This is a genomic window from Rhizobium mesoamericanum STM3625, assembly GCF_000312665.1.
GTDB classification, from domain to species: domain Bacteria; phylum Pseudomonadota; class Alphaproteobacteria; order Rhizobiales; family Rhizobiaceae; genus Rhizobium; species Rhizobium mesoamericanum.
On sequence record NZ_HF536772.1, the window covers coordinates 1,817,536 to 1,844,156 of the forward strand.

Consider the following 26,621-nt stretch of genomic DNA (forward strand, 5'->3'; position numbering starts at 1 on the left):
CTCGGCTCGCGGGTCGGTTAAGCGCGCTTCGTCAGGGGGAATCGTTCTTTCAACAACCGCAAGACGGACTCCGATGCCATCGGTGGCCCGAAGAGGTAGCTTTGCCCGAAGGTGCAGCCCATCTTGGCGAGCTCGATCGCATCCTCGTTGGACTCGATCCCTTCGGCGACCACCTTCATATCTAGTTCGCGCGCCATGGCGATCACCGAGCGGAGCACGGTCGCCTTCTTGTCGCTGGTATCCCGCACCATCGTCTTGTCGAGCTTGATCGTGTCGAACGGGAAGCGTGTCAAATAGGCAAGCGACGAATAGCCGGTTCCAAAATCATCAAGCGCAAGGCCAAGACCCATTTCCCGCAGCTTCTCAAGCACGAGGCGTGCCTGCTCCGGATTCTCCATGACCATGGATTCCGTCAGCTCGAGCTTCAAACGCGAAGGATCGCAATGGGTCTTTGCTAGCACCGATCGGACGTCGTCGTAGAGTTCGTTGTTGAGGAGCTGGGCGCTCGAAAGGTTGATCGAGACAAAGATCGGCAGTTCGCCGGTCTGATTCTCCCAGCCCATCAGGTCGTTTGTAGCCTGCTCCAGGGCAAAGAGGCCGAGCATGTCGATAATGTCGGATGTCTCGGCGATCGGGATGAACTCCGAAGGCGGAATGCTGCCGCGTTTCGGATGCTCCCATCGCATTAGGGCTTCGAAGCCGGCGATCTCTACATTCTCCAGCCCGGCGATCGGCTGGTAGACCATCGACAGTTCCTTGCGTTCGATGGCGCGGCGCAGGTCGGATTCGAGCTGCAGCCTGTCGGCGCCGAAATCGCGGAAGGCCGGCTGGAACGGCTCGACGCGATTGCCGCCGGCGCGCTTGGCACGGTACATCGCAAGTTCCGCATCGCTGAGCATGCCAGCGGCGCTTTCCTGCTGGTCGACGAAGGAGGCAAGCCCGATCGACGCCGTCAGGATGATCTCGCGATTGGCGAAGTTGATCGGCACCATGATCGCCTTGCTGATCGCATCGGCAAAATCGGCCACCTTCGTCGGATCGCGCTCGGAGGTCAGGATCAGACCGAACTGGTCGCCGGACAGGCGTGCCAGCGTATCCTGCGGTTTGAGCAGCCGGCGCAGGCGGCGAGTGAGCGCGATCAGGATGTTGTCGCCGGCAGCGATCCCGAGGGTGTCATTCACCAGCTTGTAGCGGTCGATATCGATCACCATCACCGTCGGGCGCAGCGTCTCGCCGCCGGGCGCCAACGCAAGCACGGCCTGCAGGCGGTCAAGGAACAGCTGGCGGTTCGGCAAACCGGTCAGGTTGTCGTGCAGAGCGTCGTGCAGCAGCCGTTCGACCGAATTTTTCTGTTCGGTGACATCGACGATCGTGCCGACGCAGCGAATGATCTCGCCGTTCGACCCAAGCACCGGCCGGGCGCGGATGAGGAGCCAGTGGAAATGACCGTCTTCGGCGCGGATGCGGAACTCGTGGTTTAGTCGGCCGCGGCGATGTTCGAGCAGCACGTCGAGCGTCGCCCGGAAGCGGTCGCGATCGTCGGGATGGAGCCGCGGCAGCCAGTTGCGGGCGGCGCCATGCATCGTGCCGAGCGGAAGGCCGAGTTTAGCGGATACATCCGGGATCGTAACCACGCGGTCGCGTGCCACATCCCAGTCCCAGACCATGTCGCCCGAGCCCGTCAGCGCTAGGGATTGCCGTTCGAGATCGGAAAACAGCCCCTGCTGGAACGCGCCGCCGGCAAAGGCGTGCTGCATGACAGTAAAGCCGATCAGCAGGACAATGAGAACGAGGCCGCCGCCGAGCGCCGGCTGGATGATGTCGTTGTCGAGCCGGCCGGTGATTGTCATCCAAGCTCCGAAAATCCAGACGAGGATCAGAGCCCAGGCCGGGACCAGCAGAATGGCGCGGTCGTAGCGGTTGAAGCCGAGATAGACAATCAGCAGGAGACCCATCGTCGCGGTCAGCGCAAAGGACAGGCGCGCGATGCCGGCGGCGATTGCGGGATCGTAAATCGCGACGCCGAAGAGCAACGCTAGACCGAGCACCCAGGCGAGCGTCAGGTAGCCGAGGTGCGTGTGCCATCGGTTGAGATTGAGGTAAGTGAACAGGAAGATGACAAAGCTGGAGGCGAGCGCGACTTCCGCACAGGCGCGCCATATTCGCTGGTCGGTCGAGGCTATGCTGATCAGCTTGCCGAGAAACCCGAAGTCGACACAAATGTAGCCCAGCACCGCCCATGCGAGAGCTGCCGTCGCCGGCAGCATCGACGTTCCCTTAACCACGAAAAGGATCGTCAGGAACACCGCAAGCAGGCCGGCAATGCCGAGCACGATACCGCGGTAGAGCGTAAACGCGTTGATCGTATCCTTGTACGCGTTCGGTTCCCAGAGATAGATCTGTGGCAGCTCCGGCGTCGTCAATTCCGCCACGAATGTAATCACCGCACCTGGGTTGAGCGTGATGCGAAACACATCGGCCTCGTCGCTCGGCTGGCGGTCGAGCGCAAAGCCCTCGCTGGGAGTGATGGCAATGATGCGCTGCGAGCCGAGGTCCGGCCAGAACAGCTTGGAATTTACCAGGCGGAAATGGGGAGCCACGATCACGCGCTCGAGCTGCTCGTCGGAGACGTTGGCAAGCGCAAAGACCGCCCAGTCGCCCTGGTGGTTGTCTGAACTGGCACGTACCTCAATGCGGCGGCGGATACCATCGGCACCGGCAGCTGTGGAGACCTGGAACGCTTCCCCTTGATTGGCGTAGATTTCCGTGGTGGCAGTCAGATCGAGTGCGGTATCGTCTCGGGAGATCTTGACCGGTTCAGCTGCTTGAACATGACCCGCCGCTAGCATGAAGGCCGACAGCAAGAGAGCTGCGATCACCGCGATCAATCGTCCGGCCGGTGATGAGAGCAGCATGCGATTGTTTGTCATCGGCTATCGGTTGTCCTGCCTTTATCCGTGTCGGTGGCGAGCAGTGAGAACATCACATGGTCGTGCCACTGACCGTTGATTTTCAAGTATCCGCGCAGATAGCCTTCCCGCTGAAACCCGGCTTTTTCAAGCAGGCGGATGCTCCGAGCATTGTCTGGAATACAGGCTGCTTCGATACGGTGCAACTCAAGCCCTGCGAAGATGTAGGGTATAACCAATTGAAGTGCGGCGAACATATGGCCCTGGCCGGCATATGCCTCGCCCATCCAATAGCCGATCATGCAGCTCTGTGCCGCTCCGCGCCTGATATAGCCGATCGTGATACCGCCGAGCAGGGTCGCGTTCTTTTTGTGAAACAGGAACAGCGGAATGGCCTGGCCGGAGGCATATTCCTGCTTGCCCCGGATGACGCGGGCGCGATAGGCGCCCTCCGTCAGCTCATCGCGGCGCCACGTCGGCTCCCAGGGTTCCAGAAACTGCCGGCTGGCCGCCCGCAGCTTGTGCCACTGGTTGAAATCCTGGTAGCGCGGCAGGCGCATCACATAGTGCTCGTTCTCGAGCTCCACCGAATCCGGCTGTCGCGACAGGAACCGAAAAACCGATTTTGGCATCGATCACCCCCGGCAGATGGACGTGGACTAGACGAGGGCTTGCTTGCCCTGAGGAGCGGGTGAGGAAAGAGACGCCGCGATGTCCTCCATCGGTGCCAGATGTTCGAGCGGACCGATGGCCGAGAGCGTCGGCACTGTGTCGAAGAACAGGCGTCCAGCAAGATCGGTCAGCCGCTCCACTGTGATGCCCTCGAGCCGTTCCATCATCTCCTGATTGGAGATGGGGCGGCCATAGAGCATCATCTGCCTTGCGATCTGGCCAGCACGGGCTGCAGGGCTTTCCTGGCCCATCAGCAGTTGCGCGCGGATCTGGGCGCGGGCGCGTTCGATTTCCTTTTGCTCGATCGTCGCCGCCGACTTGTGCAGTTCATCGATGATGACGGGCACCAGTTCCGGTAGGTTCTCGCCGCCGGTGGCGGCGTGGATGCCAAAGATGCCGGTATCGGAAAAGCCCCAGTGGAAGGCATAAATGGAATAACAGAGGCCTCGGATTTCACGCACTTCCTGGAACAGGCGGGACGACATGCCGCCGCCGAGTATGTTGGCGAGAATCTGCGAACAGTAGAAATCGCGGGCGTGATAAGCCTTGCCTTCGAAACCGAGCAGGATCTGCGCGTCCATAAGGTCGCGCGTTTCACGGATGTTGCCGCCTATGTACTTGGCAGCTTCCATAACCGGCGTTGCCGATGGAGAGGTGGGCAGGCTCGCGAAGCGCTGCTCGACCATGCGAACGAACTCGTCGTGCTGCACGGCGCCGGTCGCAACGACAAACATCCGATCGGTCGTGTAATTGCGGCTGAGATAGGCGCGGATCTGCTGTGGCGTGAACGACACCACGGTTTGCGGCGTCCCGAGGATCGCCCGGCCGAGGGTTTGATCGCGATAGGCAGTTTCGGAAAACTTGTCGAAAACGACATCGTCAGGCGTATCGTTTGCGGCGTTGATTTCCTGCAGGATGACTTGTTTTTCGCGCTCGAGTTCTTCCTCCTCGAAGGCCGATTCAGTGAGGATATCGGCCAGGATATCGACGGCGAGTGGCACGTGATCCCTCAGGACGCGGGCATAGTAGGAGGTCGTTTCCGTGGAGGTCGCGGCATTTACCTCGCCGCCGACATCCTCGATCTCCTCGGCGATTTCGCGTGCGCTGCGGCGCGCCGTGCCCTTAAAGGCCATGTGCTCGAGCAGGTGCGCGATGCCATGCTCGTCTTCCGTCTCGTTGCGCGACCCCGATTTGATCCAAACTCCCAGCGCAACGCTTTCCAGATGCGGCATGGTCTGTGTGACTACTGTCAGCCCGGATTTGAGCCGGGTGCACTCAACTGTCATTGGCTATCTTTCTGCGCCTGCGTTACTTAGGCCCGAGTATGCTCGCCGATGAAGGTTTCAATGGCTTTGAGCTCAGGCTTCACGATCTGAAAGCGCTCCTCCTTGTGCATCAGATCAGCAAGCCACGTCGGAAGCGCGGGGTCAATACCGGAGGCGGATTTTACGGCAGCGGGGAATTTCGCCGGGTGGGCCGTGGCAAGCGTCACCATCGGCACGTTCGGCTTCTCGTGCTTTGCCGCAACGAAGACGCCGATCGCGGAATGCGGATCGAGGAGATAGCCGGTTTCGGAATGGATCTTTTTGATCGTCTGGGCGACCTGCGTCTCGCTGGCGCGTCCGGCGCGGAAGTCCTTCTTGATGAAGGCGAGTGCGTCTTTTGAAATCTCGAAACCGTTGGACTGCTTCAGGCCGTCCATCGCGGCGCGAACCTTCGAGGCATCGCGATCATAGGCCTCGAACAGCAGACGCTCAAAGTTCGACGAGATCTGGATGTCCATCGACGGAGAGGTCGTAGCTTTGACGGCCTTCATCTCGTAGCGACCGGTTTTCAGTGTGCGGTCAAGGATATCGTTCTCGTTGGTGGCAACCACCAGCTTGCCGATTGGTAGACCCATGCGCTTGGCGCAGTAACCAGCAAAAATGTCGCCGAAATTGCCGGTCGGGACGGTAAACGAAACCTTACGGTCCGGTCCTCCGAGCACGATTGCCGTCGTGAAATAATAGACGATCTGGGCCATGATGCGCGCCCAGTTGATCGAGTTGACGCCCGAGAGCCTGACGCGGTCGCGAAACGGCGTGTCGTTGAACATCGCTTTGACGAGGTTCTGGCAATCGTCGAAATTGCCCTCGACGGCCAGCGCGTGAACATTGGAGGCGCTGGAGGTCGTCATCTGGCGCTGCTGCACCGGCGAGACCTTGCCATTCGGAAAAAGGATGAAAACGTCGGTGCGTTCGCGGCCAGCAAACGCGTCGATCGCGGCGCCCCCGGTATCGCCAGAGGTTGCGCCGACGATGGTCGCGCGCTCGCCGCGCTTTTCCAGCGCGTAGTCCATCAACCGGGCAAGCAGCTGCATGGCGACATCCTTGAACGCCAGGGTCGTGCCGTGGAAGAGCTCCATGACGAAGCTGTTCGGCCCGGTCTGCACAAGCGGGGCGATCGCCGGGTGGCGGAAAGTGCCATATGCCTCGTCGATCATCGAGCGGAAGGTCTCGTCAGGAATCTCGCCGTTGGTGAAGGGCAACAGGATTGCAAAGGCAATCTCCTGATAGCTCTTGCCGCGAAGCGCCCGGATTTCCTTCTTTGAGAAATGGGGCCATTTGCCCGGCACATAGAGACCGCCATCGCGCGCCAGACCCGCCAGCAAGGCATCGCAAAAACCGAGGGAAGGGGCTTCGCCGCGGGTCGAGATATAATCCACTGTCGTCATCCTTGATGTGCCGGCCGGAGAAGATCCGGGTTGGAGGGAAAGTATGCCTCGCGCTGCATCTCGCTTACCCGCCGGCCGTCGGCTGCGATCCCGAAATGTGCATCAAAACGGTTCTTACCCAATCGATTTTTGTTTGCGCCGCTGATATAGACCATCGCAAACTGTCACGAAAGGCCTGCCATCAAGTGATTGGGCCTGCCAAAAAACTTTGTGGAGAGGGTGGAATAATCGTGCTTGGCAAGGTCTCGCGTCTCATCGCTTCGGCTTCGTTTGCGGCAATGCTCGCCGGCTGCAATTCACTCGGCGTCGGCGGAGGCTCAGACAGCGCAACGGCACAAGCCCAATCGAATGGCAATGGGCAGATCATGCCGCTGGCGCCGTCCAGCCCATCGTCCAACGACGCCTCGATCGGGACCGCTAAGACGGCGTCGGGCGCAACCGCATCCGTTGTTCAGGGCGCGTGCCCGCAGATGTTCATGAAGGACACCGACGCGATCTTCCGGATTTATGCCGGCGGTGCGAAGACCGGCGACGCGCAGAAGCTCGCCTACCAGGCATCGATCGGGGACTACACCCGCCAGTGCAGCCTCAACGACACGAACTTGACGATGACCGTGGTGGCGCAGCTTCGTATCATTGCCGGACCGGCCGGTTCGTCCGGTAAGGTCACGCTACCGGTTCGTATCACGGTCTATGACGGCGAGGACGTACTCTACTCGGAAGTGACGAACTTCCCGGTCGAGGTCGGCTCCGGAGCGACGCAAGCCCTGTTCCGAAAGGACGGCATCAAGCTTCCGGTCGGTTCTGGCGGACTGGTGCGCGTGAACATCGGTTTCGATCAGGGACCGGTGTCGGCGAAAAAGAAGAAGGCCTGAAAAACGCCCTTGTTTCCGCATCGCCATGCTGGCAGGCGGGGAGAGCAGATCGGTTGAAAATCGGCATCGTATTGAACCCAGCGTCGGGCCGGCGCGGAAAGCGGTTGTTCTGGTCGGCTCTGCGGCGCGCCATCGAGACGAGATTCACTGATCTCAGCCTGCGTGAAACCAAGGGCTTCGGCGATGCAGAACGCTTCGGACGCGAGCTGGCGGAAGACGGGGCCGATCTGGTTATTGCGGTCGGTGGCGACGGGACGATCGGCGAGGTGGCTGGCGGCATTCTAAAATCGCATCGGCCGGATACAGCCTTCTCTTTTATCGCCACTGGCACTGGATGTGACTTTGCCCGCAATTTCCCCCGGTCGCGCGATCCTTCCAAGATTGCCGAAAGCCTGATGTCTCCATCCTTGCGGCAGATCGATGCTGGATTGCTGACCTGCGATGACGAAGACGGTGACACGGTCAGCCGCCACTTCACCAATATCGCGAGCTTTGGGGTCTCCGGCCATATCGTGCAGGCCGTCAACGGGGCGCGCAAGGGCAGGCGCCTGCCGGGACCGATGATCTTCTTCTTTCATAGCCTGCTGGAAATCCTGCGATACAAGCCGCGCGACATTCGTCTTAGGCTGGACGGCGAGGACATTTACGAAGGGCCGATCACTGCGGTCGCCGTTGCCAACGGCGCCTGGTTCGGCGGTGGCATGAAAGTGGCTCCCGATGCCGATGTCGCTGATGGTCTATTCGACGTGGTTATCATCCGCGGTGCCGGCAGGCTGAAGGTGCTATCGCTAATGAACAGCATTTACAGTGGCGGTCACCTCCGGAGCCCGCTTGTCAGCATCCATCGCGCCAGCCTTGTGGAGGCGTGGCCGATTGGCAGGGTCGCGGTGCCGATTGACAGTGACGGCGAGGCGCCCGGGCAGCTTCCGGCACGCTTTGAGATCATGGCCGGCTCGTTAAGCCTGAGAATCTAGCGATTGCGATTGAATTGCGAGCGTAAGCGAAGGCGCTTGTAAGACGGCTTGTGCGTTGTCTTCCGTCTTGGGGGCCAACGGTAAGGTGCCATGCTGGCGCCCGGGGGCGGGCTGAAGAACAAAAGGCCGCACGAGCGCGGCCCTTTCAAGGAAGAACGAGCCTTACAGAACGCCTTCCCACTCGGCGAGCGCGGCGACGACGCCCGGCAGATCGCTCATGCGGGAGATGACTGTGTCAGCGCCCGCCTCGGTCAGCTTGTCGGCATGTGACGGATAGGTGTGCGAGGCACCGGTAAAGCCAACAACCCGCATGCCCGCAGCGCGCGCAGCATGGACACCATGCACGGAGTCCTCGACCACAACGACACGGTTCGTCGAAACGCCCATCTGTTTGGCGCCGTGCAGGAAGATATCCGGCTTCGGCTTCACGCGATCTGCACCGAGGTCCTTGGCCGAGAAGATATGCGGTGCAAAAAGCGGCTTCAGACCGACCTTGCCGAGCATCATGTCGAGCCGCGAGCTGCTGGAGTTCGAGCAGATGCAGCGTTTTAGCTTCAGGCGTGAAACGGCGGCTTCGACGCCCGATATCGCCTGCACGTCCTGCTCCAGCCGAAGGTCGAGCAGCTTCTCGGATTTATCAAGCAGCGAAGCCGAAATCGGGATGCTGGCCTCGCGCTCGACCTGGAAAAGGATGTTCTGCCATGTCATGCCTGCGAAGCGCTCGCCCATCTCCTCGATGCTGATCGGGTAACCGGCTTCTGTGAGAAGCTTGGATTCGACATCCGCAGCGATGATTTCCGAATCGACCAGGACGCCGTCGCAGTCGAAGATGATGAGGTCGAAGCCGTCCATTTACTCGCGCCTTGTTTGGGATGATGCCCCTTTACACGATGACCGTATGAAGCTCAACCGCTAGACGGGCATGGCTGGATTGCACGTCGCGGGCGGCTTGGACGTTGTGGTGGTCGGGGCTATTTGATGGCTGGAAACAGCATAAGAAACTGCCGCTCGCCTTCGGGAGAAAAGACAACGCAACGGCTTCCCGCCGTGCGATGGGCCCAGCCCTTGTCGAGAAAATTGGAAAGCAGCGCCTTGCCGAGACTGCCGGCGAGGTGTGCCCGACGCTCGCTCCAGTCCAGACAGGAACGGCATAGCGGCCGGCGCGACGATTTCAGAGTATGGACATCGATACCGATATCTTTGAGCGCGGTTTCGCCGCTCTTCGTTAGCACAAGACCGTCGCCAATCGCATCGATCGCGCCTCGGCCAATCATGCTGTCCAGCATTCGCACGCCATAATCGCCGGCAAGATGATCGTAGCAGATGCGGGCCTTGCGCAAGGCCGGCTCCTTCGGCCCCGGCTTATGACGCAGGTAGCCACGCCCGGCCGCAAAACCCATAATGCTTTCCAGGAATTTGCCAACGCTGTCATCTGCAAGCGTGAAATAGCGATGTCGGCCCTGCTTGCGCTGCGTGAGCAGATTGCCGGCCTCAAGCTTCGCGAGGTGCGTGCTCGCCGTCTGCACGGTAATGCCGCCGGCTGCTGCAAGCTCTGTCGCCGTCAGCGCCTTGCCGCCCATCAACGCCGTCAGCATGTTGGCTCGGGCGGGGTCGCCGATCAGCGCGCCGATCTGGGCTATGTCGGGTCCTTCCTTCATAGTTCGATCCTAACCGAAGCATCGTCGTCCAACAATGTGCAAAAACTGTTTTCGGACAACAAGGAGACAACGATGATTACCTGCTTCATCCGCTACGAGATCGATCCATCCAAGAAGGACGCCTTTATCGAATATGCCCGCAACTGGGGCCAAGCGATCCCGCGCAACGGCGCTGACCTGATCGGGTATTTTGCCCCGCATGAGGGCTCGGCAACGACGGCTTACGGCGTCTACAACATCGAGAGCCTCGCCGCCTATGAAGCCTATCGCGCCCGCCTTGCCGCCGATCCGATCGGCAAGGAAAACTACGATTTCGCCAAACGCGAACGGTTCATCCTCAGAGAAGATCGCATCTTCCTCAGAAATGCCTCCCTTCCTCATGCAAAGCTGGTGATGCCATGATCGCTGTTATCTTCGAAGTCCTGCCCTTCATGGGTGAGCGCCACACCTATCTCGATCTCGCCGGCGAACTTCGCGGTGAACTGGAAAAGATCGATGGCTTCATCTCGATCGAGCGCTTCGAAAGCCTCACCAATCGCGGCAAGCTGCTTTCGCTTTCCTTCTGGCGTGACGAGAAGGCCGTAACGACGTGGCGAAACCTGGAGGCGCACCGTGCCGCCCAGCACGCCGGTCGTAACGGCGTCTTCGCGGACTATCGCTTGCGCATCGGCCACATCGTCCGTGACTACGGCATGAAGGACCGCGACGAGGCCCCCGCTGACAGCCGCAATGTGCACGACGCGGCAGCTTAACGAGAGCGGCTGCAAGGGCAGGGCTGGTACCCGCCCTTCGGCGTCTAAGCACGTGCGGCGACTTATTTTCCCGAAATCGCCCATCCCTTCAGCCTTTGGTAACCAAACTGGGTAACCATAACGGACAGTAAAAAAGCGTAATGTGTATGAGCGAGTTTCCAGATGGCGTCAGTATTTCCGCTTGCCGATCTCAAGGCCTCCGCAAAGCCGGACTCCTGGATCGACATGATCATCAAGGGCGATTGCGTTGCTGCTCTTGAAGCCCTGCCGAACCACTCCGTAGACGTTATTTTCGCCGATCCCCCGTACAACCTCCAACTCGGCGGCATGCTGCATCGCCCGGATCAGTCAGTGGTCGATGCCGTCGATAACGAGTGGGATCAGTTTGCCTCCTTCGAAGCCTATGATGCCTTCACCCGTGCCTGGCTGCTCGCGTGCCGTCGCGTGCTGAAGCCGACCGGCACCATTTGGGTCATCGGCTCCTATCACAACATTTTCCGCGTCGGCGCGACGCTGCAGGACCTGAATTTCTGGATCCTCAACGACATCGTCTGGCGCAAGACCAACCCGATGCCGAACTTCAAGGGCCGCCGTTTCCAGAACGCGCATGAAACCATGATCTGGGCAAGCCCAAACGCCAAGGCCAAGGGTTACACCTTCAACTACGACGCCATGAAGGCAGCGAATGACGATGTGCAGATGCGCTCCGACTGGCTGTTCCCGATCTGCAGTGGCAATGAGCGGCTGAAGGATGGCGACGGCAAGAAGGTGCATCCGACGCAGAAGCCGGAAGCGCTACTTGCCCGCGTCATCATGGCCTCCTCGAGGCCCGGCGACATCATCCTCGACCCATTCTTCGGCTCCGGCACGACGGGAGCGGTTGCCAAGCGCCTCGGCCGCCACTTCGTCGGTATCGAGCGAGAGCAGGACTACATCGACGCGGCTTCCGCCCGCATCGAAGCGGTTCAGCCACTCGGTAAGGCTGAACTTACCATCATGACCGGCAAGAAGCAGGAGATCCGCGTAGCCTTCAACGTCCTGGTCGAAAGCGGCCTGATCAAGCCCGGCCAGGTGCTGACCGATTCGCGCCGCCGCTACAGCGCAATCGTGCGCGCCGACGGCACGGTGGCCTCCGGTGGCGAGTCCGGTTCCATTCATCGCCTTGGGGCAAGAGTCCAGGGCCTTGATGCATGCAACGGATGGACATTCTGGCATTTCGACGACGGGCAGTCCCTGCGCCCGATCGACGAATTGCGGTCCGTGATCCGCAGTGATCTGGCAAAGGCGGAATGACGCTCGCTTCGACCTGATCGAGACTTCCTTCTTCCGGTGTTTTGTACCTCCAGTTACGGAAGAAGGCCTAGCGCCCGGGGATCAACACCCCGGGCGCTCTTCATTTTGGCTCGCGCGGTGGCGCAGTTCCGTGGCATGTATCGCTGACTGATGATCCGAACAGGCGGGGAACCGGCCATGTATCTTGCGATCATGCTACTGCTGATGTTTGTTCTGCCGCTGGGCTCGGTCGTTGCGGAAGCGCATTGGAGTGCGGGTGCCAACCTCGTCTTCCTGATCGGAAAGTGGTTCGTCTTCTGGGGTGTCGGTTTGCGGCTATTGGTCGCCAGCCTGAAACAGATCGTCAATCCCGCATTCACGGCCGAAACGATCTTTGATCTCACCGACCACAAGGCCGAGTCGCTGGTGCAGGAGATCGGCTTCGGCAACCTGTCGATCGGTATGCTTGGCGTACTCAGCCTCTTCGAGCCGCAGTGGCTCGTCCCTGCCGCGATCACCGGTTGCCTGTTCTTCGGTCTTGCGGGTCTCAAGCATCTCCTGGAGCGAGGAAGAAACAGGTCGAGGAACATAGCAATGATCTCCGACCTGTGGCTCTCTCTTGTACTTGCCTTCTATCTCTCCGCAGCGTTTTTTCAGAACGCCCGATAGTCCGTCACCTCGACATGGGTGACACGACCGTCTTCGTTGAAGGTAATCGTTTCTTCGCCCTCACGCACCAAGGGGTTGCCCGTCTTGCTGTGCGTCGCACGAACCGACCAGACGGCGCGGCCGGCTTTGGGGCCAGCCTTCTCAACCAGTGTGTCGACCGCCGTCTGATCCGGATAGTCATCGAAATACTTGCGGAAAGCGACCATGATGTCGGCTCGCCCGGACAGGCTTCCGACACCGTTCGAGACATAGGTCGCGTCTTCCGCGAAATAGCTCTCGATCAAATCGAAATCGAGCGCGTTGATCGCGGCGTGGAATCGCTTGATTTCTTCAACTGGATCGAACGTCATGGTGAGAGCCTCACGCCACGCCCCGCAAGATCCGCGCGCAGCTTGTCGGCGCCGGTGAACAGAACTGCATCCCAGCCCGCCGCTTTCGCGCCGTCGACGTTAGCGGCGGAGTCGTCGATGAAGATCGTCGCCGCCGGATTGAGGTCGAAGCTCTTGGCATGGGTTTCGTAGATCGCAATGTCGGGTTTGATCAGGCCGATATCGCCCGAAACGGTCACGCCGCGTGGCTTGGTCAGAAACGGAAAGCGCACCTGTGCTTCGCGGAAGGTGTCGGATGCGAAGTTCGTCAGCATCGTAACGTCCCGGCCATCGGCAATCAGGCCTTCCATAATCGCAACGCTGTCGTCGTAGGAGTGCGGAACCATTTCGTGCCAGTGCTTCCGGAAGGCGCGGATATGTTCCTCTCGATCTGGATGAACTTCGATCAGCAGCGCTTCGGCTTCGGCCCAGGTGCGGCCGCGGTCCTGCTCGACGTTCCAGTCATGAGTGCAGACATTCTCGAAGAACCATTTGCGCTCAGCTGCATCAGGAATGAGATGGCTGAACGGAATATTCGGATCGTAATGGATGAGAACTTTTCCGATGTCGAAAACAATATGCTCGATGGGCATCGATTAATCCTTGGCACGTTTGAACGCGAGCGGAATAGCCGCGGTGATTGCTTTTTTCATGACAGTCGGCAACGCCTGCGAGTCAAGATTTGTAACTGCTTCCCACCAAGCGTTATCTATTTGAATTCGCGAGGGGACCGCGACGCGGTAGATGGACAGCCGGAGCTCGAAATGGGTGAAGACGTGTGTCACGGTTCCGCAGCGCTCCCACCGGGCTGAAAAGGGCGCGGCAGCAGCCGATGTTTCTCCGTCTTGCCGCGCCGTCCAGTTGGTCGTCGGCACCTCGGTCATACCGCCGAGCAGACCGCTTTCGATGCGCCGTCGCAGAAGGATGTCACCATCTGCAGTGACCGCGATGAAAGCCGCTCCCTGGCGGATCGGCTTTTCCTTCTTGGCTGCCTTGATCGGAAAGTGCTCGGGATCATGCAGGCGCAACGCCTCGCAAGATTTACGGAGCGGGCAGAGGGAACAGGCAGGCCGCTTCGGCGTGCAGATCGTTGCACCCAGGTCCATCATTGCTTGCGCAAAATCGCCAGGCCGATCCTTCGGGGTCAGCAGAGCCACTTTCTGCTTCATCAAGGGTTTGGCGTTGGGCAGCGGCGTGGCAATTGCATAGAGGCGCGAAATTACCCGCTCGACGTTGCCATCCATGACGACTGCCGGCCGGTCGAAAGCGATCGCGGCTACTGCGGCGGCTGTATAATCTCCGATGCCAGGAAGCGATTTCAGCCCTTCTTCGGTATTAGGAAAGACGCCCTCGTGATGGCGCGCCACAGCCTCGGCGCATTTCTTGAGGTTACGGGCGCGAGCGTAGTATCCCAGCCCCGCCCAGGCGGCCATCACGTCCTCGCTCGGCGCATCGGCGAGATCCCGCACGGTCGGCCAACGTGCCAGGAAATTGGCGAAGTAGGGTTTCACCGCCGGCACCGTGGTCTGCTGAAGCATCACCTCTGAGAGCCAGACGTGATAGGGATCGACCTTGATCCCACGCGCCGCCATCGGTGGCGAGACGCGCCAAGGCAGATCGCGATGGTGCCGGTCATACCAGTCGAGAAGGGGTTTGGCGGCGGGCGCGTCCAGTGTCGTCGGTGTCATTATTTGCCGTCGTGAGGGGAAGTGCCCTATACTTGGCGAAGCAATGCCGCGCGATCAAGGCAGTGGCACCTGAAGGCAGCGCGATGTGAAGGTTTCGATGAGTTATCCACGAAAAGGTGAAAAGCAGATCTCCGAATTGACGAATGTGTTGATCGATCCGGTGCTGGCAAAGCGCGCCGGCATCAATACGGCGCTGCTCGGATCATGGGACGAGATCGCCGGCGAGGAGTTTGCCGATTGCACGCGACCGGAAAAGATCGCTTGGGCGAGGGGCAATGACGACGGTAGTTTTCGTCCCGGTGTGCTCACCATCGCCTGCGAGGGCGCCCGGGCATTATTTCTGACGCATGCACAGGGCGAGCTGATCCAGCGGGTCAACAGTTTCTTCGGCTTTGCCGCCGTTCACCAGATACGCATCGTCCAGAAGCCCGTCTATCAGACCGTCAAGGGCACTCGTACCCCCCCGCCGCTAAGGGGCGCGGCAGCTGCGAAGCTGGACGAGATGATGACAGGGATCGAAGGCGACAAGCTGCGTGACGCGGTAAAGCGTCTCGGCACGGCTGTGTTGGGGAAGCGAGGCCGCTAGCGCCTTTCAAGTATTGCCGTGGCAATTCTGTACGCAATTTAATCTGGCGGTCCAACCAAGGTCACAATTCTTTGAAGAAAGTTGGCCAGCCGTGCCTTGTTCGGGGCTTCGAGCCGTTATATCGCACTGTCAGCCACTACTCTCATCTATGGGGAACTTCATGTCGATTTCCGAAATGCAACTGACGAAACGCCAGCTCCTGGGCGGCGTGGCTGCTGCGACTGCGACGCTTGCCGTTTTCAGCACCGCGCATGCCGCGGCCGAAGTGCCGAAGCCCGATGGCGACGTCGATATGGCTGCCGTGCTGAAGCCCGGTGAGTTGCCGGAAATGGCGCTCGGCAAGGAAGACGCCCCGGTCACGATCGTCGAATACATGTCGATGACGTGCCCGCACTGCGCCCACTTCCACACGACGACCTTCGATGAGATCAAGAAGAAGTACGTCGACACTGGCAAGGTGCGCTTCATCATCCGCGAATTCCCGTTCGACCCTCGGGCAGCGGCCGCCTTCATGTTGGCCCGCTGCAACGCTTCCAAGCCGGAAGAATTGAGCACGGCCGAACAGTATTTCCCGATGGTCTCCATGCTCTTCAAGCAGCAACAGACCTGGGCTGCCGCTGACGACGGCCGCGCAGCATTGCTTCAGATGTCCAAACTTGCCGGATTTACTGAGGATAGCTTTACGAAGTGCTTGACGAACCAGAAGCTGCTCGATCAAGTGAACGCAACGCGGGAAAGGGGTTCCAAGGAGTTTGGCGTCAACGCCACGCCGACGTTCCTCATCAACGGGAAGCGCTATTCTGGAGACATGTCGGTTGACACCATGTCGGCCCTTATCGACAGCCTGCTCTAAACTGAACCGTATCCGATCGACGGGCGACGGCGGAAGCCGTGTGCCCGTCGTTAGCTTCATGCGGCGGGGGGACACGGCATGAAGTTCAACAAGCTTCGCGTCGTCGGCTTCAAATCCTTCGTGGAACCCACCGAATTCATTATCGAGCGCGGCTTGACTGGCATCGTCGGGCCGAATGGCTGTGGCAAGTCGAACCTCGTCGAAGCGCTCCGCTGGGTGATGGGTGAAAACTCATACAAGAACATGCGTGCGTCCGGCATGGACGACGTCATTTTCTCCGGCTCTGGCAATCGTCCCGCCCGCAATACCGCCGAAGTCGCGCTCTATCTCGATAATGCCGAGCGTATGGCGCCCGCCGCCTTCAACGATAGCGACGAAATCCAGGTCACGCGCCGCATCGAGCGCGAGCAGGGTTCGATCTATCGCATCAACGGCAAGGAAAGCCGTGCCAAGGACGTGCAGCTTCTTTTTGCCGACGCATCCACCGGGGCGCGTTCCCCGTCCATGGTCGGCCAAGGGCGGATCGGCGAGTTGATCTCGGCAAAGCCGCAGGCTCGCCGCCAGCTTCTTGAAGAGGCAGCGGGCATATCAGGCCTGCATTCGCGCCGTCACGAAGCCGAGCTTCGTCTGCGTGCCGCCGAAAGCAATCTGGAACGCCTCGATGACGTGACCTCGCAGCTGGAAAGCCAGATCGAGAGCTTGAAACGGCAGGCCCGTCAGGCAAACCGCTTCAAGTCCCTGTCTGCCGATATCCGCGCGCGAGAGGCGTTGCTTCTGCATATCCGCTGGGTTCAGGCCAAGGAGGCGGAAGCCGAGGCCGACAGCGCCCTCAACCAGGCCACCGTCGTTGTCGCCGAAAAGGCACAGATGCAGATGGAGGCCGCCAAGACCCAAGGTATTGCTAGCCTCAAGCTGCCGGAACTGCGCGAAGGTGAAGCGCGCGCCGCTGCCGCGCTGCAGCGCCTGCAGATCGCCAAGACGCAGCTGGAGGAGGATGCCAATCGCATCCTGCGCCGTCGCGATGAACTGACCCGCCGCCTTGCGCAGCTTGGCGAGGACATCCGCCGCGAGGAACGGCTGGTTGCCGACAATGCCGAAATCCTGGCACGTCTGGACGCCGAAGAGGCCGAGATCACCGAAATTCTCGCCGATTCCGGCCGTTTTGCCGAAGAAACGCGCGAGGCCTTCGAGGAGGCAGCGGCAAAGCTCACAGACAGCGAGCGCGTTTTCACTGCGCTGACGGCGGAACGCGCCGAGGCAGCGGCGGGGCGCAACCAACTCGAGCGCGCGATTCGCGATATCGCCGATCGCAAGATGCGTCTTGAGCGACAGATGGACGAGGCCAACCGCGAACTGCAGGCTATCGGGGAGAAGATTGCCGGCCTGCCCGATCCGGACGAGAAGCGGGCCGTGGTCGAGGCGGGCGAGCTAGCGCTTGCCGAGGCGGAAGCCGCAATCCAGGGCGTCGAGCACGCCTTGGCCGCTGCCCGCCAGACCGAGGCTCTCTCCCGATCGCCGGTCGATCAGGCGCGCGCGAAGCTGAACGCCATCGAAACGGAAGCCCGAACCATTTCGCGCATGCTGGCGGCCGGCGCAGCCGCAGGCGAGTTTGCACCGGTTGCCGATGAGCTTCGCGTCGATCGCGGCTTCGAAACGGCTCTGGGTGCGGCGCTCGGTGACGATATCGAATCCCCTCTTGATCCCAACGCGGCGGTTCATTGGTCCGGCAATGGTGACGGTGCCGCGGACCCGGCCCTGCCGGCCGGCGTGACGCCGCTGATCGATTATGTTCGCGCTCCTGCGGCACTGATGCGCCGTCTGAAGCAGATCGGCCTCGTCTCCGGTTCGGATGCGGCGGCACTGATGAAGGACCTGAAGCCAGGCCAACGCCTGGTGACCAAGCAAGGCGCCGTCTACCGCTGGGACGGTCACGTCACCGGCGCGGATGCGCCGAGTGCGGCCGCGCTGAAGCTGGCGCAGAAGAACCGGCTCGCCGAACTGGAAAGCGAAGCGGCGCTTGCCCGGGATATACTCGACGAAGCCGAAGAGCGCTTGGCGAGTGCCGTGGATTCCATTCGCGTTCAGGAGGAGCGCCTCGCCGATGCGCGCGAGAAGAGCCGTATCTCCGCGCGGCAACTTGCCGAAGCTCGCGAAGCATTGACAGCGGCCGAGCGAGCCTCGGGCGATCTCATCCGCAGGCGCGATGTCATTGCAGAAGCAATCAGCCAACTTCAGATCCAGGTTGAAGATCTCTCGATCCAAGAAGAGAACGCCCGGATCGAGTTGGAAGACGCTCCCGATTTGACGGCGATCGACGAACGGCTTCGAGCGCAGCAGGCCGAGGTTGCGACCGATCGTGGTGCACTCGCGGAGGCGCGGGCACGCCACGAAAGCCTAAACCGCGAGAACGAAGCCCGTCAGCGCCGCATCATTGCCATCGGGCAGGAGCGCGAGACCTGGCGTCAGCGCGCTGCCAGCGCCGAGGATCACATTGCCACACTTCGTGACCGCGAGGAGGAGGCGCGGGAGGAAGCAGCCGAGCTTGAAATGGCGCCCGATGAGTTCGACGACAAGCGCCGTGCGCTGCTGACGGAACTCCAGAAGGCTGACGAAGCACGTCGCCACGCGGCCGATGTGCTTGCTGAAGCCGAGCTCGTCCAGCGCGACGCCGACCACAAGGCGGCGACGGCACTATCGGAACTTGCCGAAAGCCGCGAGCGTCGCGGTCGCGCCGAAGAACGGCTGGTCTCGGCACGCGAAAAGCGACAGGAAAACGAGGCCCGAATTCGTGAGGCACTGAACGCTGCGCCACACGAGGCTCTTCGGATTGCCGGACTGGAATCGCTGCAGACAGCGCCTGATCTTCGCGAGGTCGAGCGCGAACTCGAACGCCTCAAGATGGAGCGCGAGCGCCTTGGCGCGGTCAACCTGCGCGCCGAGGAAGAGCAGAAGGAACTAAGCGGCAAGCTCGAGGCCCTGATCAAGGAGCGCGACGACGTGATCGATGCGATCCGCAAATTGCGCGGCGCGATTCAGAGCCTCAATCGTGAGGGGCGCGAGCGACTTCTCGCCGCCTTCGACGTTGTTAACGGCCAGTTTCAACGTCTTTTTACCCATCTCTTCGGCGGCGGCACCGCCGAACTGCAGCTGATCGAATCCGATGATCCGCTTGAAGCCGGCTTGGAAATTCTTGCCCGTCCGCCCGGCAAGAAGCCGCAGACGATGACGCTTCTTTCGGGCGGCGAGCAGGCGCTGACGGCAATGGCGCTGATCTTTGCCGTCTTCTTGACCAATCCCGCCCCGATCTGCGTGCTGGACGAAGTGGACGCACCGCTCGATGACCACAACGTCGAGCGCTATTGCAACCTGATGGACGAAATGGCTGCCTCCACCGAGACGCGTTTCGTCATCATCACCCATAATCCGATCACCATGGCGCGCATGAACAGGCTGTTCGGCGTAACGATGGCGGAGCAGGGTGTATCGCAGCTCGTGTCGGTCGATCTTCAGACCGCCGAACAACTGCGTGAGATCGCCTGAGCAATCGACTGTGAATAGCCCAAAAAAAGTCGGCCTGAATGGGGCATCTCCGCCATTCGGGTAATGTGTTTGTACCGATCTTGTATTAGAGATTGCTTCTTGTCGCAGTCGAATTACCGCGAAAGGTTGTCGGTTGCATAGTTTCCTGCGCGACGCGCTCGGAGCAATATGCCCCGGCAGTCGTTTGGGCGGAACCCCCCGTCCGGTTTTCCTGGCCGGACGGACATAAGGCTTTGCGGGACTTTGTTGCAGTCCCGCAAAGCTTTTCCCATCCTATCGCGTCAGTCCGTCGCATTGTTGTGCGATGCAACATTTCGGCCGCATTTGTCGATTTTCATTTCAACACCAACGGATTAAGTTGATCCGGATTTGGTGTTGGGGGGAATATGACCAAGTGGGTCTATACATTTGGCAGCGGTAAGGCAGAGGGTAGCGCCCTCGACGGCGAGCGTTTGGGCGGCAAGGGCGCAAACCTCGCGGAGATGTGCAATCTTGGCCTTCCCGTTCCTCCCGGTCTAACGATTATCGCCGAGGCCTGCTCTGCCTACTACAAGATCGGGCGACAGATAGGCGAGGACCTGAAAGCGCAGGTCCGGGCCGGCATCGAATGCATCGAGGCAACGACGGGCCGACGGTTCGGTGCGGGCGATCGGCCGTTGCTGCTGTCCGTGCGCTCCGGAGCTCGGGTTTCGATGCCAGGGATGATGGACACTGTCCTTAATCTCGGCCTCAACGACGAAACCGTCCAAGCGCTTGGCCACGATGCGGGCGACGCGCGCTTTGCCTGGGACAGCTACCGCCGTTTCATTCAGATGTATGCCGACGTCGTTATGCGGCTTGATCACGAGGTGTTCGAGGAAATCCTCGAGGACGAGAAGGCGCGCCTCGGCTATGAATTCGACACGGAACTGAGTGCCAGCGAATGGCAGCACGTAGTCGCGCTCTACAAAAGCATTATCGAGGAGGAACTGGGCGAGGAGTTTCCCCAGGACCCCGAGGTGCAGCTATGGGGCGCCGTCGGGGCCGTCTTCGCCAGCTGGATGAGCGCTCGCGCCGTCACCTACCGTCAGCTTCACAATATTCCTGAAGGCTGGGGGACGGCAGTCAACATCCAGGCGATGGTCTTTGGCAACCACGGCAATTCATCCGCAACCGGCGTTGCCTTCACTCGCAATCCGTCGACGGGCGAAAAGTCGCTTTACGGCGAATTCCTCGTCAACGCGCAGGGCGAGGATGTCGTCGCCGGTATCCGCACGCCGCAGAGCATCACCGAGGAGGGCCGTATCAGCTCCGGTTCCGAACGACCATCGATGGAAAAGCTGATGCCGGATGCATTCAAGGAGCTGTCGCGCATCTGTTCCGAGCTTGAAGCGCATTATCGGGACATGCAGGACATCGAATTCACCATCGAGCGCGGAAAGCTCTGGATGCTGCAGACCCGCTCCGGCAAGCGCTCGACGCGCGCTGCGATGAAGATCGCCGTCGACATGGTGGATGAGAAGCTTATCACCGAAGAAGAGGCCGTGCTTCGCATCGAGCCCTCGTCACTGGATCAGCTCCTGCACCCCACGATCGATCCACGCGTATCGCGCGAGATCATCGGTACTGGTCTGCCGGCATCTCCAGGCGCGGCAACCGGCGAAATCGTGTTCACGGCCGAGGAGGCCGTCATAGCTTCGGAGGAGGGACGCAAGGTCATCCTGCTGCGCGTCGAGACAAGCCCGGAAGACATTCACGGCATGCATGCGGCAGAGGGCATACTGACGACGCGTGGCGGCATGACCAGCCACGCCGCCGTTGTCGCGCGCGGCATGGGCATCCCGTGCGTCGTCGGGGCGGGAAGCATGCGCATTGACGCGCGCAACGAGCGGCTGATCGGTGTCGGCGTCACGCTGAAGAAGGGCGATGTTATCACCATTGATGGATCTGCGGGACAGGTCTTGAAGGGCGATGTACAGATGATCCAGCCCGAGCTTTCGGGCGATTTCGGGCGCATCATGCAATGGGCCGACCGGGCGCGTCGGATGACCGTGCGCACCAATGCCGATACGCCCGCCGACGCGCGCGCGGCTCGCTCATTCGGTGCTGAGGGCATCGGGCTTTGCCGTACCGAGCACATGTTCTTCGAGGGCGACCGCATACATCTGATGCGCGAGATGATCCTGGCGGAGGATGAAACCGGCCGCCGCGCCGCGTTGGAGAGCCTATTGCCGGTGCAGCGGCACGATTTCATCAGCCTGTTCAATGTCATGCACGGCCTGCCGGTGACGATCCGCCTGCTTGATCCGCCGCTGCATGAATTCCTACCGAAGACAGACGACGAGATCGCTGACGTTTCCGCCGCAATGGGCATGGACGCCGCGGTGCTGCGCCAGCGCGTCGATGCGTTGCATGAATTCAATCCGATGCTCGGCCATCGCGGTTGTCGGCTGGCCATTTCCTATCCCGAGATCGTCGAGATGCAAGCGCGCGCGATCTTCGAGGCGGCGGTGGCGGCAGCCCATGAAACGGGTGCTGCCGTCGTGCCTGAAATCATGGTGCCCCTCGTCGGATTGCGCTCGGAGCTGGACTACGTCAAGGAGCGCATCGACGCCATCGCCCGGGATGTCACGGCGGAGGCCGGCATGCGGATCGACTACCTGGTCGGCACGATGATTGAGCTGCCACGTGCAGCCCTCCGGGCGCATATTATTGCGGAAGCTGCGGAATTCTTCTCCTTCGGCACCAATGACCTGACGCAAACGACTTTCGGCATCTCCCGCGACGATGCGTCAGCCTTTATTCCGACCTATCAGCGTAAGGGGATCATAGAGCACGATCCCTTCATTTCGCTGGATTTTGATGGTGTCGGCGAGCTGATCCGCATCGCCGCTGAACGCGGCAGGCGCACGCGTAACGACATGAAGCTCGGAATCTGCGGCGAACATGGTGGCGATCCCGCCTCCATCCATTTCTGCGAGGAAATCGGATTGGACTACGTGTCCTGTTCACCCTTCCGTGTGCCGATCGCCCGGTTAGCCGCGGCACAGGCGGTCATCACCAATGGCGCCCGTATCGATGGCCGTAGTAAGGATGGTCGAGATCATAGGACATCTGCATCATGAGCATGTCGCTGTTGTAGCGTGACTGCGCGCGGCGGTCGAGATCTATGCGCTGCAGGCAGCCTGCGAATCCGTCCGTGCCGCGTCTGAAGCCGTAATGTAGGCATTGTGCCTCATCGGCGGCACGTCGCTCTTCGGGCGTCATTGATTGGCAGTCCGAAAGGCCAATTGATGCAGCGGCAAGCGCAAGAGGTAAGAAGAACGGACGCATCGGCGTGTCTTTGCAATCGAAATTCTGGACCGTCAGATGACGCCAATCGCCGCCTACAGTCAATGACTTGAGCTGAAGGATTGTGGTCTTGGATGCATCCTGGATGCCGGTGGCTTTCGTCCGCGGAGGATCGTCTGTAAGAAGGCGGTTAAGATGACATTGGAAAAGCAAGCATGGCACTGCGTGATCGATTCTCAAAGAAACTGACCTGCCCGCAATGCGGCAACAGCGGCTTTGCCGAAGCCTCCGAAATCGACGATCCGAAGCGCAAGCATCCCGGCTTCAGCGTGGATCATCTGCCGCGCGGCTTCTTTATCCAGCGCGCGTCCAATCATCAGGAGACCAGCATGATCAAGTGCGAATGCGGGCGCAAATTTCCGTTCCGCAGTTTGGCGGAATCGGTCGCTCAGCGCGACTAGCCCGGAAGACGCTAGGTCAGAACCGTTCGAGAACTTTGACGAAAGCTTCGGCGAAGCGGACGAGATGGGCTGTCGCGTGGTCGGGCGCTTCCATGCGGATTTCCGTTCCGTTGTGGTCGAGCACGGCAAGAACAACGCGCATCTGCTGGCCAGGTGAGGGGATGCGAAGCACGGCGATTCGCTTGCAGTCGTCCATCAACCCTTCTGCGGGAAGATCGAAGAGAAATTCTCCGCCGGCCTTGGCCGAGGCCAGGCGGACCGTTTCGCAGAAGTCGGATTTGCCGTCATATCCGTCAAGCGACAGTTCCAGTTCCAGCAGCTCTATCGGCAGAAGCGGATCTGCATGATCAGCTGGCCCGAGTGCCGGCGCCTGGGTCCCCGATGCGAGCTCCGGTGCAATCATTGCCCTTCTCCTGTGGGTCGGTGTGCGACGCAAACACACAACTGCAAATCAAGGAATATCAGAAAATGCTCACGCACGCCATTGTCGTCTTCTCCGTGGATTGCGTGCCGCAGGTCGACACAACAGTTTCAATTTAGGCGAATTTTGCACTAAACAAGTCGAGGGCGATTTTGCGCGTTCATGCGGGACGCGCCGCTTGCGAGTAACCGGTAAGTTTGATGGCAATCCGTTTCGACCGCCCCATTTCAAGTGCTGCCCGCTTCTCGCGGCGCTTCGCAGCATTTGCCCTGGTTCTTTGCGTTGCGGCTCTGGTTGGTCACCGTTTTGCCGGTCTTGTCACGCCCTATCTGGTGCTGGTTCTCTTGGTCTCCGCCGGCTTCGCGCTGCTTGCGGCCCTGCTTGCGATCGCCGGGCTGCGCAGCCTTTGGCTGACAGGCGCCGAAGGCGGGCTGGATGCCTTGAAAGCCTTGATTTTTGCGGCCCTTCCGCTCGCGATTGGCGGGATTGCGGCCGAGCGCTATTTCACACTACCGCCCATATATGATGTGTCGACCGATCTCGTTTCCGCGCCCGATTGGCTGAAGACGCCGAATGCCGATCAGATCTGGCTGAAGCGCCAACCGGCGGTGACAGCTGAGGATCGCGAGAGGCAGCTCGAAGCCTATCCGGAACTGACAGGCCGTCGCTACGACGGCGCGATCGACCGCGTGCTGGAGGCCGTGAAGAAGGTTGCAAAGCAAAGCGGTATCCGCATCACCCGCGCTGATGGCGATCGCGAGCCAAGCCGTGATCTTGAAGACCGGCCGATGAAGCAACAGCCGGACGAAGGCGCGGTGGCCGAAGCGCCAGAGGCCGTGCCTATCCCGACGCCACGGCCCTATGACGACGATGTCGCGCAGCTGATTCGCCGGGCCAATGGCGTAACGCTGCAGGGCGAAACCCGCACCTTGGTCCTTGGTCTGCGTTTCGACGTCGTCATCCGCTTGCGTGAGGAAGCGGAAACCACTCTCGTCGATGTTCGCGTCGCCTCGCGCTACGGCCCGCACGACCTTGGCCTCAGTGCCGATATCGCCGAGGAATATCTGAAGGCTCTCGATTCCGAACTGCTCGGCATCGCCGGCAGCTAGCCTCATCCGCCCTTTGGCAATTGGTGAACCGCCTTCGTGCCCCTATGCCAAGAAGCGTTCCCTCTGCTCAGGTGTCGGTACGAAGCAGGTCGCGCGTCGACCGGCAATGCGAAGCCGATTGCGGGCGATAACTTCGTAAACACTGTCGGCAAATCCCTGCGGCAGCAGCCGAAGGACCTTCACCAGGGACCAGGGAAAGCCAAGGCCCGCAGCCATGCGGATCGTCCCGCCAGACTTGAAGTAGGCGCGCCCGTCTTCGATCAGAAGGTTGGTCTCATAGTCGCGGCCATCCAGCCCGTAGTGCCGGTAGAGCGCTTCGCCAAGCGGCGACTGCGCAGCGAGGAAACGATAACGCTTCGCCGTGTCATGCCTGAGCACGAACTGGATCCAGGCGGAGCAGAACACGCACTCGCCGTCGAAGACGATGAGAGGTTTGTCATCGGCAAAATAAGCTACGCCGGGATCGGCACGATAGCTGTAAGGACCGTGCATGACCCTACCTCCGGGTCGCCGGTCTGTACGAGCCAAGCAGGGCAGGTGGTCCGTCAGTTTCGATCTCGCCTCGCTCCACCAGATCCTCAATATGGGCGAGGACTGAGAGTGCGGCAGCGCCATGCAGGCGCGGATCAGTCTCGCGATAGATCACCTTCACCATGTCAGCGATGTTCCTGTCGCCGGCGTGGATGCGGTCGAGCAGGGCGCGTTCGCGCATCCGCCGGTGGGTCTTTAGGGCGCGCATAAACGAGATCGGCTTGCGCACCGGACCACCATGCCCCGGGAGCAGGATGCGGTCGTGCCGCTCGATCAGCTTGTCGAGAGAGGTCATGTAGTCGGACATCGATCCATCGGGCGGCGCGACGATGGATGTGGCCCACCCCATGACGTGATCGCCGGAAAACAGGATGCCTGTACCCTCGAGCGCGAAGGCCGCGTGATTGGCGGTATGTCCGGGCGTCAACACGCCCGTCAGACTCCATCCGTCGCCTTCGATGGTATCGCCATCTTCGATTGCAATATCGGGCCGGAAATCCAGGTCCGAGCTCTCTGCGAAGGGATTGATCTCGCCTTGGTGCAGCGGGCGGGCGGCGCGGTGCGGCCCCTGCGCGACGATCTGCGCGCCGGTTGCCGCCTGCACGCGACGCGACAGCGGCGAGTGGTCGCGGTGGGTATGGCTGACGAAGATATGGGTGACCTCGCGTCCGGCAAGCGCCGCCGTCAATGCCTGGAAATGCCCTTCGTCCTCGGGGCCTGGATCGATGACCGCAACGGAGCCATGCCCGACGATGTAGCTGTTGGTGCCGTGGAAGGTGAAGGCGCTCGGATTATGGACCGTTATGCGCTGCACGCCTGGCGCAACCGGCACAGCTTGGCCGTAAGAAGGCTCGAACGCCAAATTGAACTCGGGACTTGCCATTTACTTGTATTCGATCTCGATGAAGGACATCGGCTGATCGCCGGCATTGACGACATTGTGCTCGGTGCCGGCATCGCGCCGGTAGGCCGCGCCCTTGGTGACTTCGACCCTGCGGCTGCCGCTCTTTTCCTCCAGCAGAAACTGGCAATCGGTCATTGGTACGACGACATAGCCCATCCCATGTGTATGGACGCCCGTATCGGCACCCGGTTCGAAATCCCAACGCGTGATCCGAACCACGGCATCGTCGAGCAGCAGGGTTGCGAGGGCAGGCGGGCGGGCGCGGTACTGGCTCATTGTTACTCCATCGTCCTGGACGGCTGACGCGAGACCTAGCATGGCGACGCAAAAAGCGCACAGAAATATGCGATGGCCCGAAACTTAATGATTGTGACGTCAGGCGAGCTTTGCTAAGCA

Annotated in this window: 26 protein-coding genes; 12 read left to right on the plus strand and 14 right to left on the minus strand. The window is 60.6% G+C overall.

What is annotated here, in order from left to right:
- Positions 1 to 17: 17 nt before the first annotated feature.
- The 4 genes from BN77_RS08805 to thrC are packed head-to-tail and all read right to left on the minus strand — an operon-like array spanning position 18 to position 6,285.
- Positions 18 to 2,930, minus strand: a complete 2,913-nt coding sequence (locus tag BN77_RS08805) for a sensor domain-containing phosphodiesterase (RefSeq protein ID WP_007530695.1) — start codon at positions 2,928 to 2,930, stop codon at positions 18 to 20.
- The gene (locus BN77_RS08810) at positions 2,927 to 3,541 is read right to left on the minus strand and encodes a GNAT family N-acetyltransferase (protein ID WP_007530697.1); all 615 of its coding nucleotides are present in this window, start codon (positions 3,539 to 3,541) and stop codon (positions 2,927 to 2,929) included. The genes BN77_RS08805 and BN77_RS08810 overlap by 4 nt, the downstream gene beginning before the upstream one ends.
- A gap of 27 nt (positions 3,542 to 3,568) precedes the next feature.
- Entirely contained in the window at positions 3,569 to 4,867 is a 1,299-nt protein-coding gene (locus tag BN77_RS08815) for a M16 family metallopeptidase (protein WP_007530699.1), read from the minus strand.
- A 26-nt stretch (positions 4,868 to 4,893) separates the two neighbouring features.
- Positions 4,894 to 6,285, minus strand: a complete 1,392-nt coding sequence (gene thrC, locus BN77_RS08820) for a threonine synthase (RefSeq protein WP_007530701.1) — start codon at positions 6,283 to 6,285, stop codon at positions 4,894 to 4,896.
- Between the two features lie 236 nt (positions 6,286 to 6,521).
- Here thrC and BN77_RS08825 point away from each other — a divergent pair, with 236 nt between their 5' ends.
- Positions 6,522 to 7,169 carry a hypothetical protein gene (locus BN77_RS08825; RefSeq protein WP_208856454.1) on the plus strand — a complete coding sequence of 216 codons (648 nt, stop codon included), beginning with the start codon at positions 6,522 to 6,524 and terminating at the stop codon, positions 7,167 to 7,169.
- 53 nt (positions 7,170 to 7,222) lie between these two features.
- Positions 7,223 to 8,143: a diacylglycerol/lipid kinase family protein gene (locus BN77_RS08830; RefSeq protein ID WP_007530705.1), complete on the plus strand. Its 921-nt coding sequence runs from the start codon at positions 7,223 to 7,225 to the stop codon at positions 8,141 to 8,143.
- A gap of 162 nt (positions 8,144 to 8,305) precedes the next feature.
- Here the strand turns inward: BN77_RS08830 and BN77_RS08835 are convergent, their stop codons facing one another.
- Both BN77_RS08835 and BN77_RS08840 read right to left on the minus strand, forming a co-directional pair.
- The gene (locus tag BN77_RS08835) at positions 8,306 to 8,995 is read right to left on the minus strand and encodes an HAD family hydrolase (protein WP_007530707.1); all 690 of its coding nucleotides are present in this window, start codon (positions 8,993 to 8,995) and stop codon (positions 8,306 to 8,308) included.
- Between the two features lie 119 nt (positions 8,996 to 9,114).
- On the minus strand, positions 9,115 to 9,801 hold the full coding sequence (locus BN77_RS08840) for an ArsR/SmtB family transcription factor (RefSeq protein WP_007530709.1): 687 nt from the start codon (positions 9,799 to 9,801) through the stop codon (positions 9,115 to 9,117).
- A gap of 72 nt (positions 9,802 to 9,873) precedes the next feature.
- On the opposite strand from BN77_RS08840, the gene BN77_RS08845 reads away from it, so the two are divergent.
- From BN77_RS08845 to BN77_RS08860, 4 genes are all read left to right on the plus strand, one after another.
- On the plus strand, positions 9,874 to 10,203 hold the full coding sequence (locus BN77_RS08845) for an NIPSNAP family protein (protein ID WP_007530711.1): 330 nt from the start codon (positions 9,874 to 9,876) through the stop codon (positions 10,201 to 10,203).
- A complete protein-coding gene (locus BN77_RS08850; RefSeq protein ID WP_007530713.1) occupies positions 10,200 to 10,553 on the plus strand; it encodes an antibiotic biosynthesis monooxygenase family protein in 354 nt (117 codons plus the stop codon). The genes BN77_RS08845 and BN77_RS08850 overlap by 4 nt, the downstream gene beginning before the upstream one ends.
- A gap of 162 nt (positions 10,554 to 10,715) precedes the next feature.
- Complete coding sequence (locus BN77_RS08855; RefSeq protein WP_007530716.1) at positions 10,716 to 11,846, plus strand: site-specific DNA-methyltransferase; 1,131 nt, start codon at positions 10,716 to 10,718, stop codon at positions 11,844 to 11,846.
- Positions 11,847 to 12,023: 177 nt separating this feature from the next.
- The gene (locus BN77_RS08860; RefSeq protein WP_007530719.1) at positions 12,024 to 12,494 is read left to right on the plus strand and encodes a DUF6790 family protein; all 471 of its coding nucleotides are present in this window, start codon (positions 12,024 to 12,026) and stop codon (positions 12,492 to 12,494) included.
- Here BN77_RS08860 and BN77_RS08865 read toward each other — a convergent pair.
- The 3 genes from BN77_RS08865 to mutY are packed head-to-tail and all read right to left on the minus strand — an operon-like array spanning position 12,479 to position 14,550.
- The gene (locus tag BN77_RS08865; protein ID WP_007530720.1) at positions 12,479 to 12,844 is read right to left on the minus strand and encodes a nuclear transport factor 2 family protein; all 366 of its coding nucleotides are present in this window, start codon (positions 12,842 to 12,844) and stop codon (positions 12,479 to 12,481) included. The genes BN77_RS08860 and BN77_RS08865 overlap by 16 nt on opposite strands.
- A complete protein-coding gene (locus tag BN77_RS08870) occupies positions 12,841 to 13,455 on the minus strand; it encodes an HAD family hydrolase (protein ID WP_007530723.1) in 615 nt (204 codons plus the stop codon). The genes BN77_RS08865 and BN77_RS08870 overlap by 4 nt, the downstream gene beginning before the upstream one ends.
- A gap of 3 nt (positions 13,456 to 13,458) precedes the next feature.
- Positions 13,459 to 14,550, minus strand: a complete 1,092-nt coding sequence (gene mutY, locus BN77_RS08875; RefSeq protein WP_007530726.1) for an A/G-specific adenine glycosylase — start codon at positions 14,548 to 14,550, stop codon at positions 13,459 to 13,461.
- 97 nt (positions 14,551 to 14,647) lie between these two features.
- Between mutY and BN77_RS08880 the strand changes: the two genes are divergently transcribed.
- The 4 genes from BN77_RS08880 to ppdK all read left to right on the plus strand — a co-directional run bounded on the left by BN77_RS08880 (position 14,648) and on the right by ppdK (position 22,633).
- Positions 14,648 to 15,136 (plus strand): DUF721 domain-containing protein, encoded by a 489-nt coding sequence (locus BN77_RS08880; protein WP_007530728.1) that lies wholly within the window; start codon positions 14,648 to 14,650, stop codon positions 15,134 to 15,136.
- 160 nt (positions 15,137 to 15,296) lie between these two features.
- The gene (locus BN77_RS08885; RefSeq protein ID WP_007530731.1) at positions 15,297 to 15,989 is read left to right on the plus strand and encodes a DsbA family protein; all 693 of its coding nucleotides are present in this window, start codon (positions 15,297 to 15,299) and stop codon (positions 15,987 to 15,989) included.
- 78 nt (positions 15,990 to 16,067) lie between these two features.
- Complete coding sequence (locus tag BN77_RS08890) at positions 16,068 to 19,529, plus strand: chromosome segregation SMC family protein (RefSeq protein ID WP_007530733.1); 3,462 nt, start codon at positions 16,068 to 16,070, stop codon at positions 19,527 to 19,529.
- 386 nt (positions 19,530 to 19,915) lie between these two features.
- Positions 19,916 to 22,633, plus strand: coding sequence for a pyruvate, phosphate dikinase (gene ppdK / locus BN77_RS08895; protein ID WP_007530736.1), 2,718 nt, complete (start codon positions 19,916 to 19,918; stop codon positions 22,631 to 22,633).
- On the opposite strand, the gene BN77_RS34710 is transcribed toward ppdK, so the two are convergent.
- Positions 22,566 to 22,841, minus strand: a complete 276-nt coding sequence (locus BN77_RS34710; RefSeq protein ID WP_051177175.1) for a hypothetical protein — start codon at positions 22,839 to 22,841, stop codon at positions 22,566 to 22,568. The genes ppdK and BN77_RS34710 overlap by 68 nt on opposite strands.
- A gap of 173 nt (positions 22,842 to 23,014) precedes the next feature.
- On the opposite strand from BN77_RS34710, the gene BN77_RS08905 reads away from it, so the two are divergent.
- On the plus strand, positions 23,015 to 23,260 hold the full coding sequence (locus tag BN77_RS08905) for a hypothetical protein (RefSeq protein ID WP_007530741.1): 246 nt from the start codon (positions 23,015 to 23,017) through the stop codon (positions 23,258 to 23,260).
- Between the two features lie 16 nt (positions 23,261 to 23,276).
- Here the strand turns inward: BN77_RS08905 and BN77_RS08910 are convergent, their stop codons facing one another.
- Positions 23,277 to 23,663 (minus strand): hypothetical protein, encoded by a 387-nt coding sequence (locus tag BN77_RS08910; RefSeq protein ID WP_007530744.1) that lies wholly within the window; start codon positions 23,661 to 23,663, stop codon positions 23,277 to 23,279.
- A gap of 218 nt (positions 23,664 to 23,881) precedes the next feature.
- Here BN77_RS08910 and BN77_RS08915 point away from each other — a divergent pair, with 218 nt between their 5' ends.
- Positions 23,882 to 24,790 (plus strand): DUF1499 domain-containing protein, encoded by a 909-nt coding sequence (locus BN77_RS08915; protein WP_007530747.1) that lies wholly within the window; start codon positions 23,882 to 23,884, stop codon positions 24,788 to 24,790.
- A 42-nt stretch (positions 24,791 to 24,832) separates the two neighbouring features.
- Here the strand turns inward: BN77_RS08915 and BN77_RS08920 are convergent, their stop codons facing one another.
- The 3 genes from BN77_RS08920 to BN77_RS08930 are packed head-to-tail and all read right to left on the minus strand — an operon-like array spanning position 24,833 to position 26,501.
- On the minus strand, positions 24,833 to 25,282 hold the full coding sequence (locus BN77_RS08920; protein ID WP_007530749.1) for a thiol-disulfide oxidoreductase DCC family protein: 450 nt from the start codon (positions 25,280 to 25,282) through the stop codon (positions 24,833 to 24,835).
- Positions 25,283 to 25,286: 4 nt separating this feature from the next.
- On the minus strand, positions 25,287 to 26,204 hold the full coding sequence (locus tag BN77_RS08925; RefSeq protein ID WP_007530750.1) for an MBL fold metallo-hydrolase: 918 nt from the start codon (positions 26,202 to 26,204) through the stop codon (positions 25,287 to 25,289).
- Positions 26,205 to 26,501 (minus strand): cupin domain-containing protein, encoded by a 297-nt coding sequence (locus tag BN77_RS08930; RefSeq protein ID WP_007530752.1) that lies wholly within the window; start codon positions 26,499 to 26,501, stop codon positions 26,205 to 26,207.
- Positions 26,502 to 26,621 lie beyond the last annotated feature (120 nt).

Excerpts from the sequence above, each read along its gene's own strand:
- BN77_RS34710 (WP_051177175.1), bottom strand. The coding sequence starts at position 22,841 with ATGCGTCCGTTCTTCTTACCTCTTGCGCTTGCCGCTGCATCAATTGGC.
- BN77_RS08810 (WP_007530697.1), bottom strand. The coding sequence starts at position 3,541 with ATGCCAAAATCGGTTTTTCGGTTCCTGTCGCGACAGCCGGATTCGGTG.
- BN77_RS08925 (WP_007530750.1), bottom strand. The coding sequence starts at position 26,204 with ATGGCAAGTCCCGAGTTCAATTTGGCGTTCGAGCCTTCTTACGGCCAA.
- BN77_RS08885 (WP_007530731.1), top strand. The coding sequence starts at position 15,297 with ATGTCGATTTCCGAAATGCAACTGACGAAACGCCAGCTCCTGGGCGGC.
- ppdK (WP_007530736.1), top strand. The coding sequence starts at position 19,916 with ATGACCAAGTGGGTCTATACATTTGGCAGCGGTAAGGCAGAGGGTAGC.
- BN77_RS08860 (WP_007530719.1), top strand. The coding sequence starts at position 12,024 with ATGTATCTTGCGATCATGCTACTGCTGATGTTTGTTCTGCCGCTGGGC.
- BN77_RS08930 (WP_007530752.1), bottom strand. The coding sequence starts at position 26,501 with ATGAGCCAGTACCGCGCCCGCCCGCCTGCCCTCGCAACCCTGCTGCTC.
- BN77_RS08805 (WP_007530695.1), bottom strand. The coding sequence starts at position 2,930 with ATGACAAACAATCGCATGCTGCTCTCATCACCGGCCGGACGATTGATC.
- BN77_RS08865 (WP_007530720.1), bottom strand. The coding sequence starts at position 12,844 with ATGACGTTCGATCCAGTTGAAGAAATCAAGCGATTCCACGCCGCGATC.
- BN77_RS08855 (WP_007530716.1), top strand. The coding sequence starts at position 10,716 with ATGGCGTCAGTATTTCCGCTTGCCGATCTCAAGGCCTCCGCAAAGCCG.
- BN77_RS08920 (WP_007530749.1), bottom strand. The coding sequence starts at position 25,282 with ATGCACGGTCCTTACAGCTATCGTGCCGATCCCGGCGTAGCTTATTTT.
- BN77_RS08910 (WP_007530744.1), bottom strand. The coding sequence starts at position 23,663 with ATGATTGCACCGGAGCTCGCATCGGGGACCCAGGCGCCGGCACTCGGG.
- BN77_RS08835 (WP_007530707.1), bottom strand. The coding sequence starts at position 8,995 with ATGGACGGCTTCGACCTCATCATCTTCGACTGCGACGGCGTCCTGGTC.
- BN77_RS08815 (WP_007530699.1), bottom strand. The coding sequence starts at position 4,867 with ATGACAGTTGAGTGCACCCGGCTCAAATCCGGGCTGACAGTAGTCACA.
- mutY (WP_007530726.1), bottom strand. The coding sequence starts at position 14,550 with ATGACACCGACGACACTGGACGCGCCCGCCGCCAAACCCCTTCTCGAC.
- BN77_RS08850 (WP_007530713.1), top strand. The coding sequence starts at position 10,200 with ATGATCGCTGTTATCTTCGAAGTCCTGCCCTTCATGGGTGAGCGCCAC.
- BN77_RS08890 (WP_007530733.1), top strand. The coding sequence starts at position 16,068 with ATGAAGTTCAACAAGCTTCGCGTCGTCGGCTTCAAATCCTTCGTGGAA.
- BN77_RS08845 (WP_007530711.1), top strand. The coding sequence starts at position 9,874 with ATGATTACCTGCTTCATCCGCTACGAGATCGATCCATCCAAGAAGGAC.
- BN77_RS08915 (WP_007530747.1), top strand. The coding sequence starts at position 23,882 with ATGGCAATCCGTTTCGACCGCCCCATTTCAAGTGCTGCCCGCTTCTCG.
- BN77_RS08880 (WP_007530728.1), top strand. The coding sequence starts at position 14,648 with ATGAGTTATCCACGAAAAGGTGAAAAGCAGATCTCCGAATTGACGAAT.
- BN77_RS08870 (WP_007530723.1), bottom strand. The coding sequence starts at position 13,455 with ATGCCCATCGAGCATATTGTTTTCGACATCGGAAAAGTTCTCATCCAT.
- BN77_RS08905 (WP_007530741.1), top strand. The coding sequence starts at position 23,015 with ATGGCACTGCGTGATCGATTCTCAAAGAAACTGACCTGCCCGCAATGC.
- BN77_RS08840 (WP_007530709.1), bottom strand. The coding sequence starts at position 9,801 with ATGAAGGAAGGACCCGACATAGCCCAGATCGGCGCGCTGATCGGCGAC.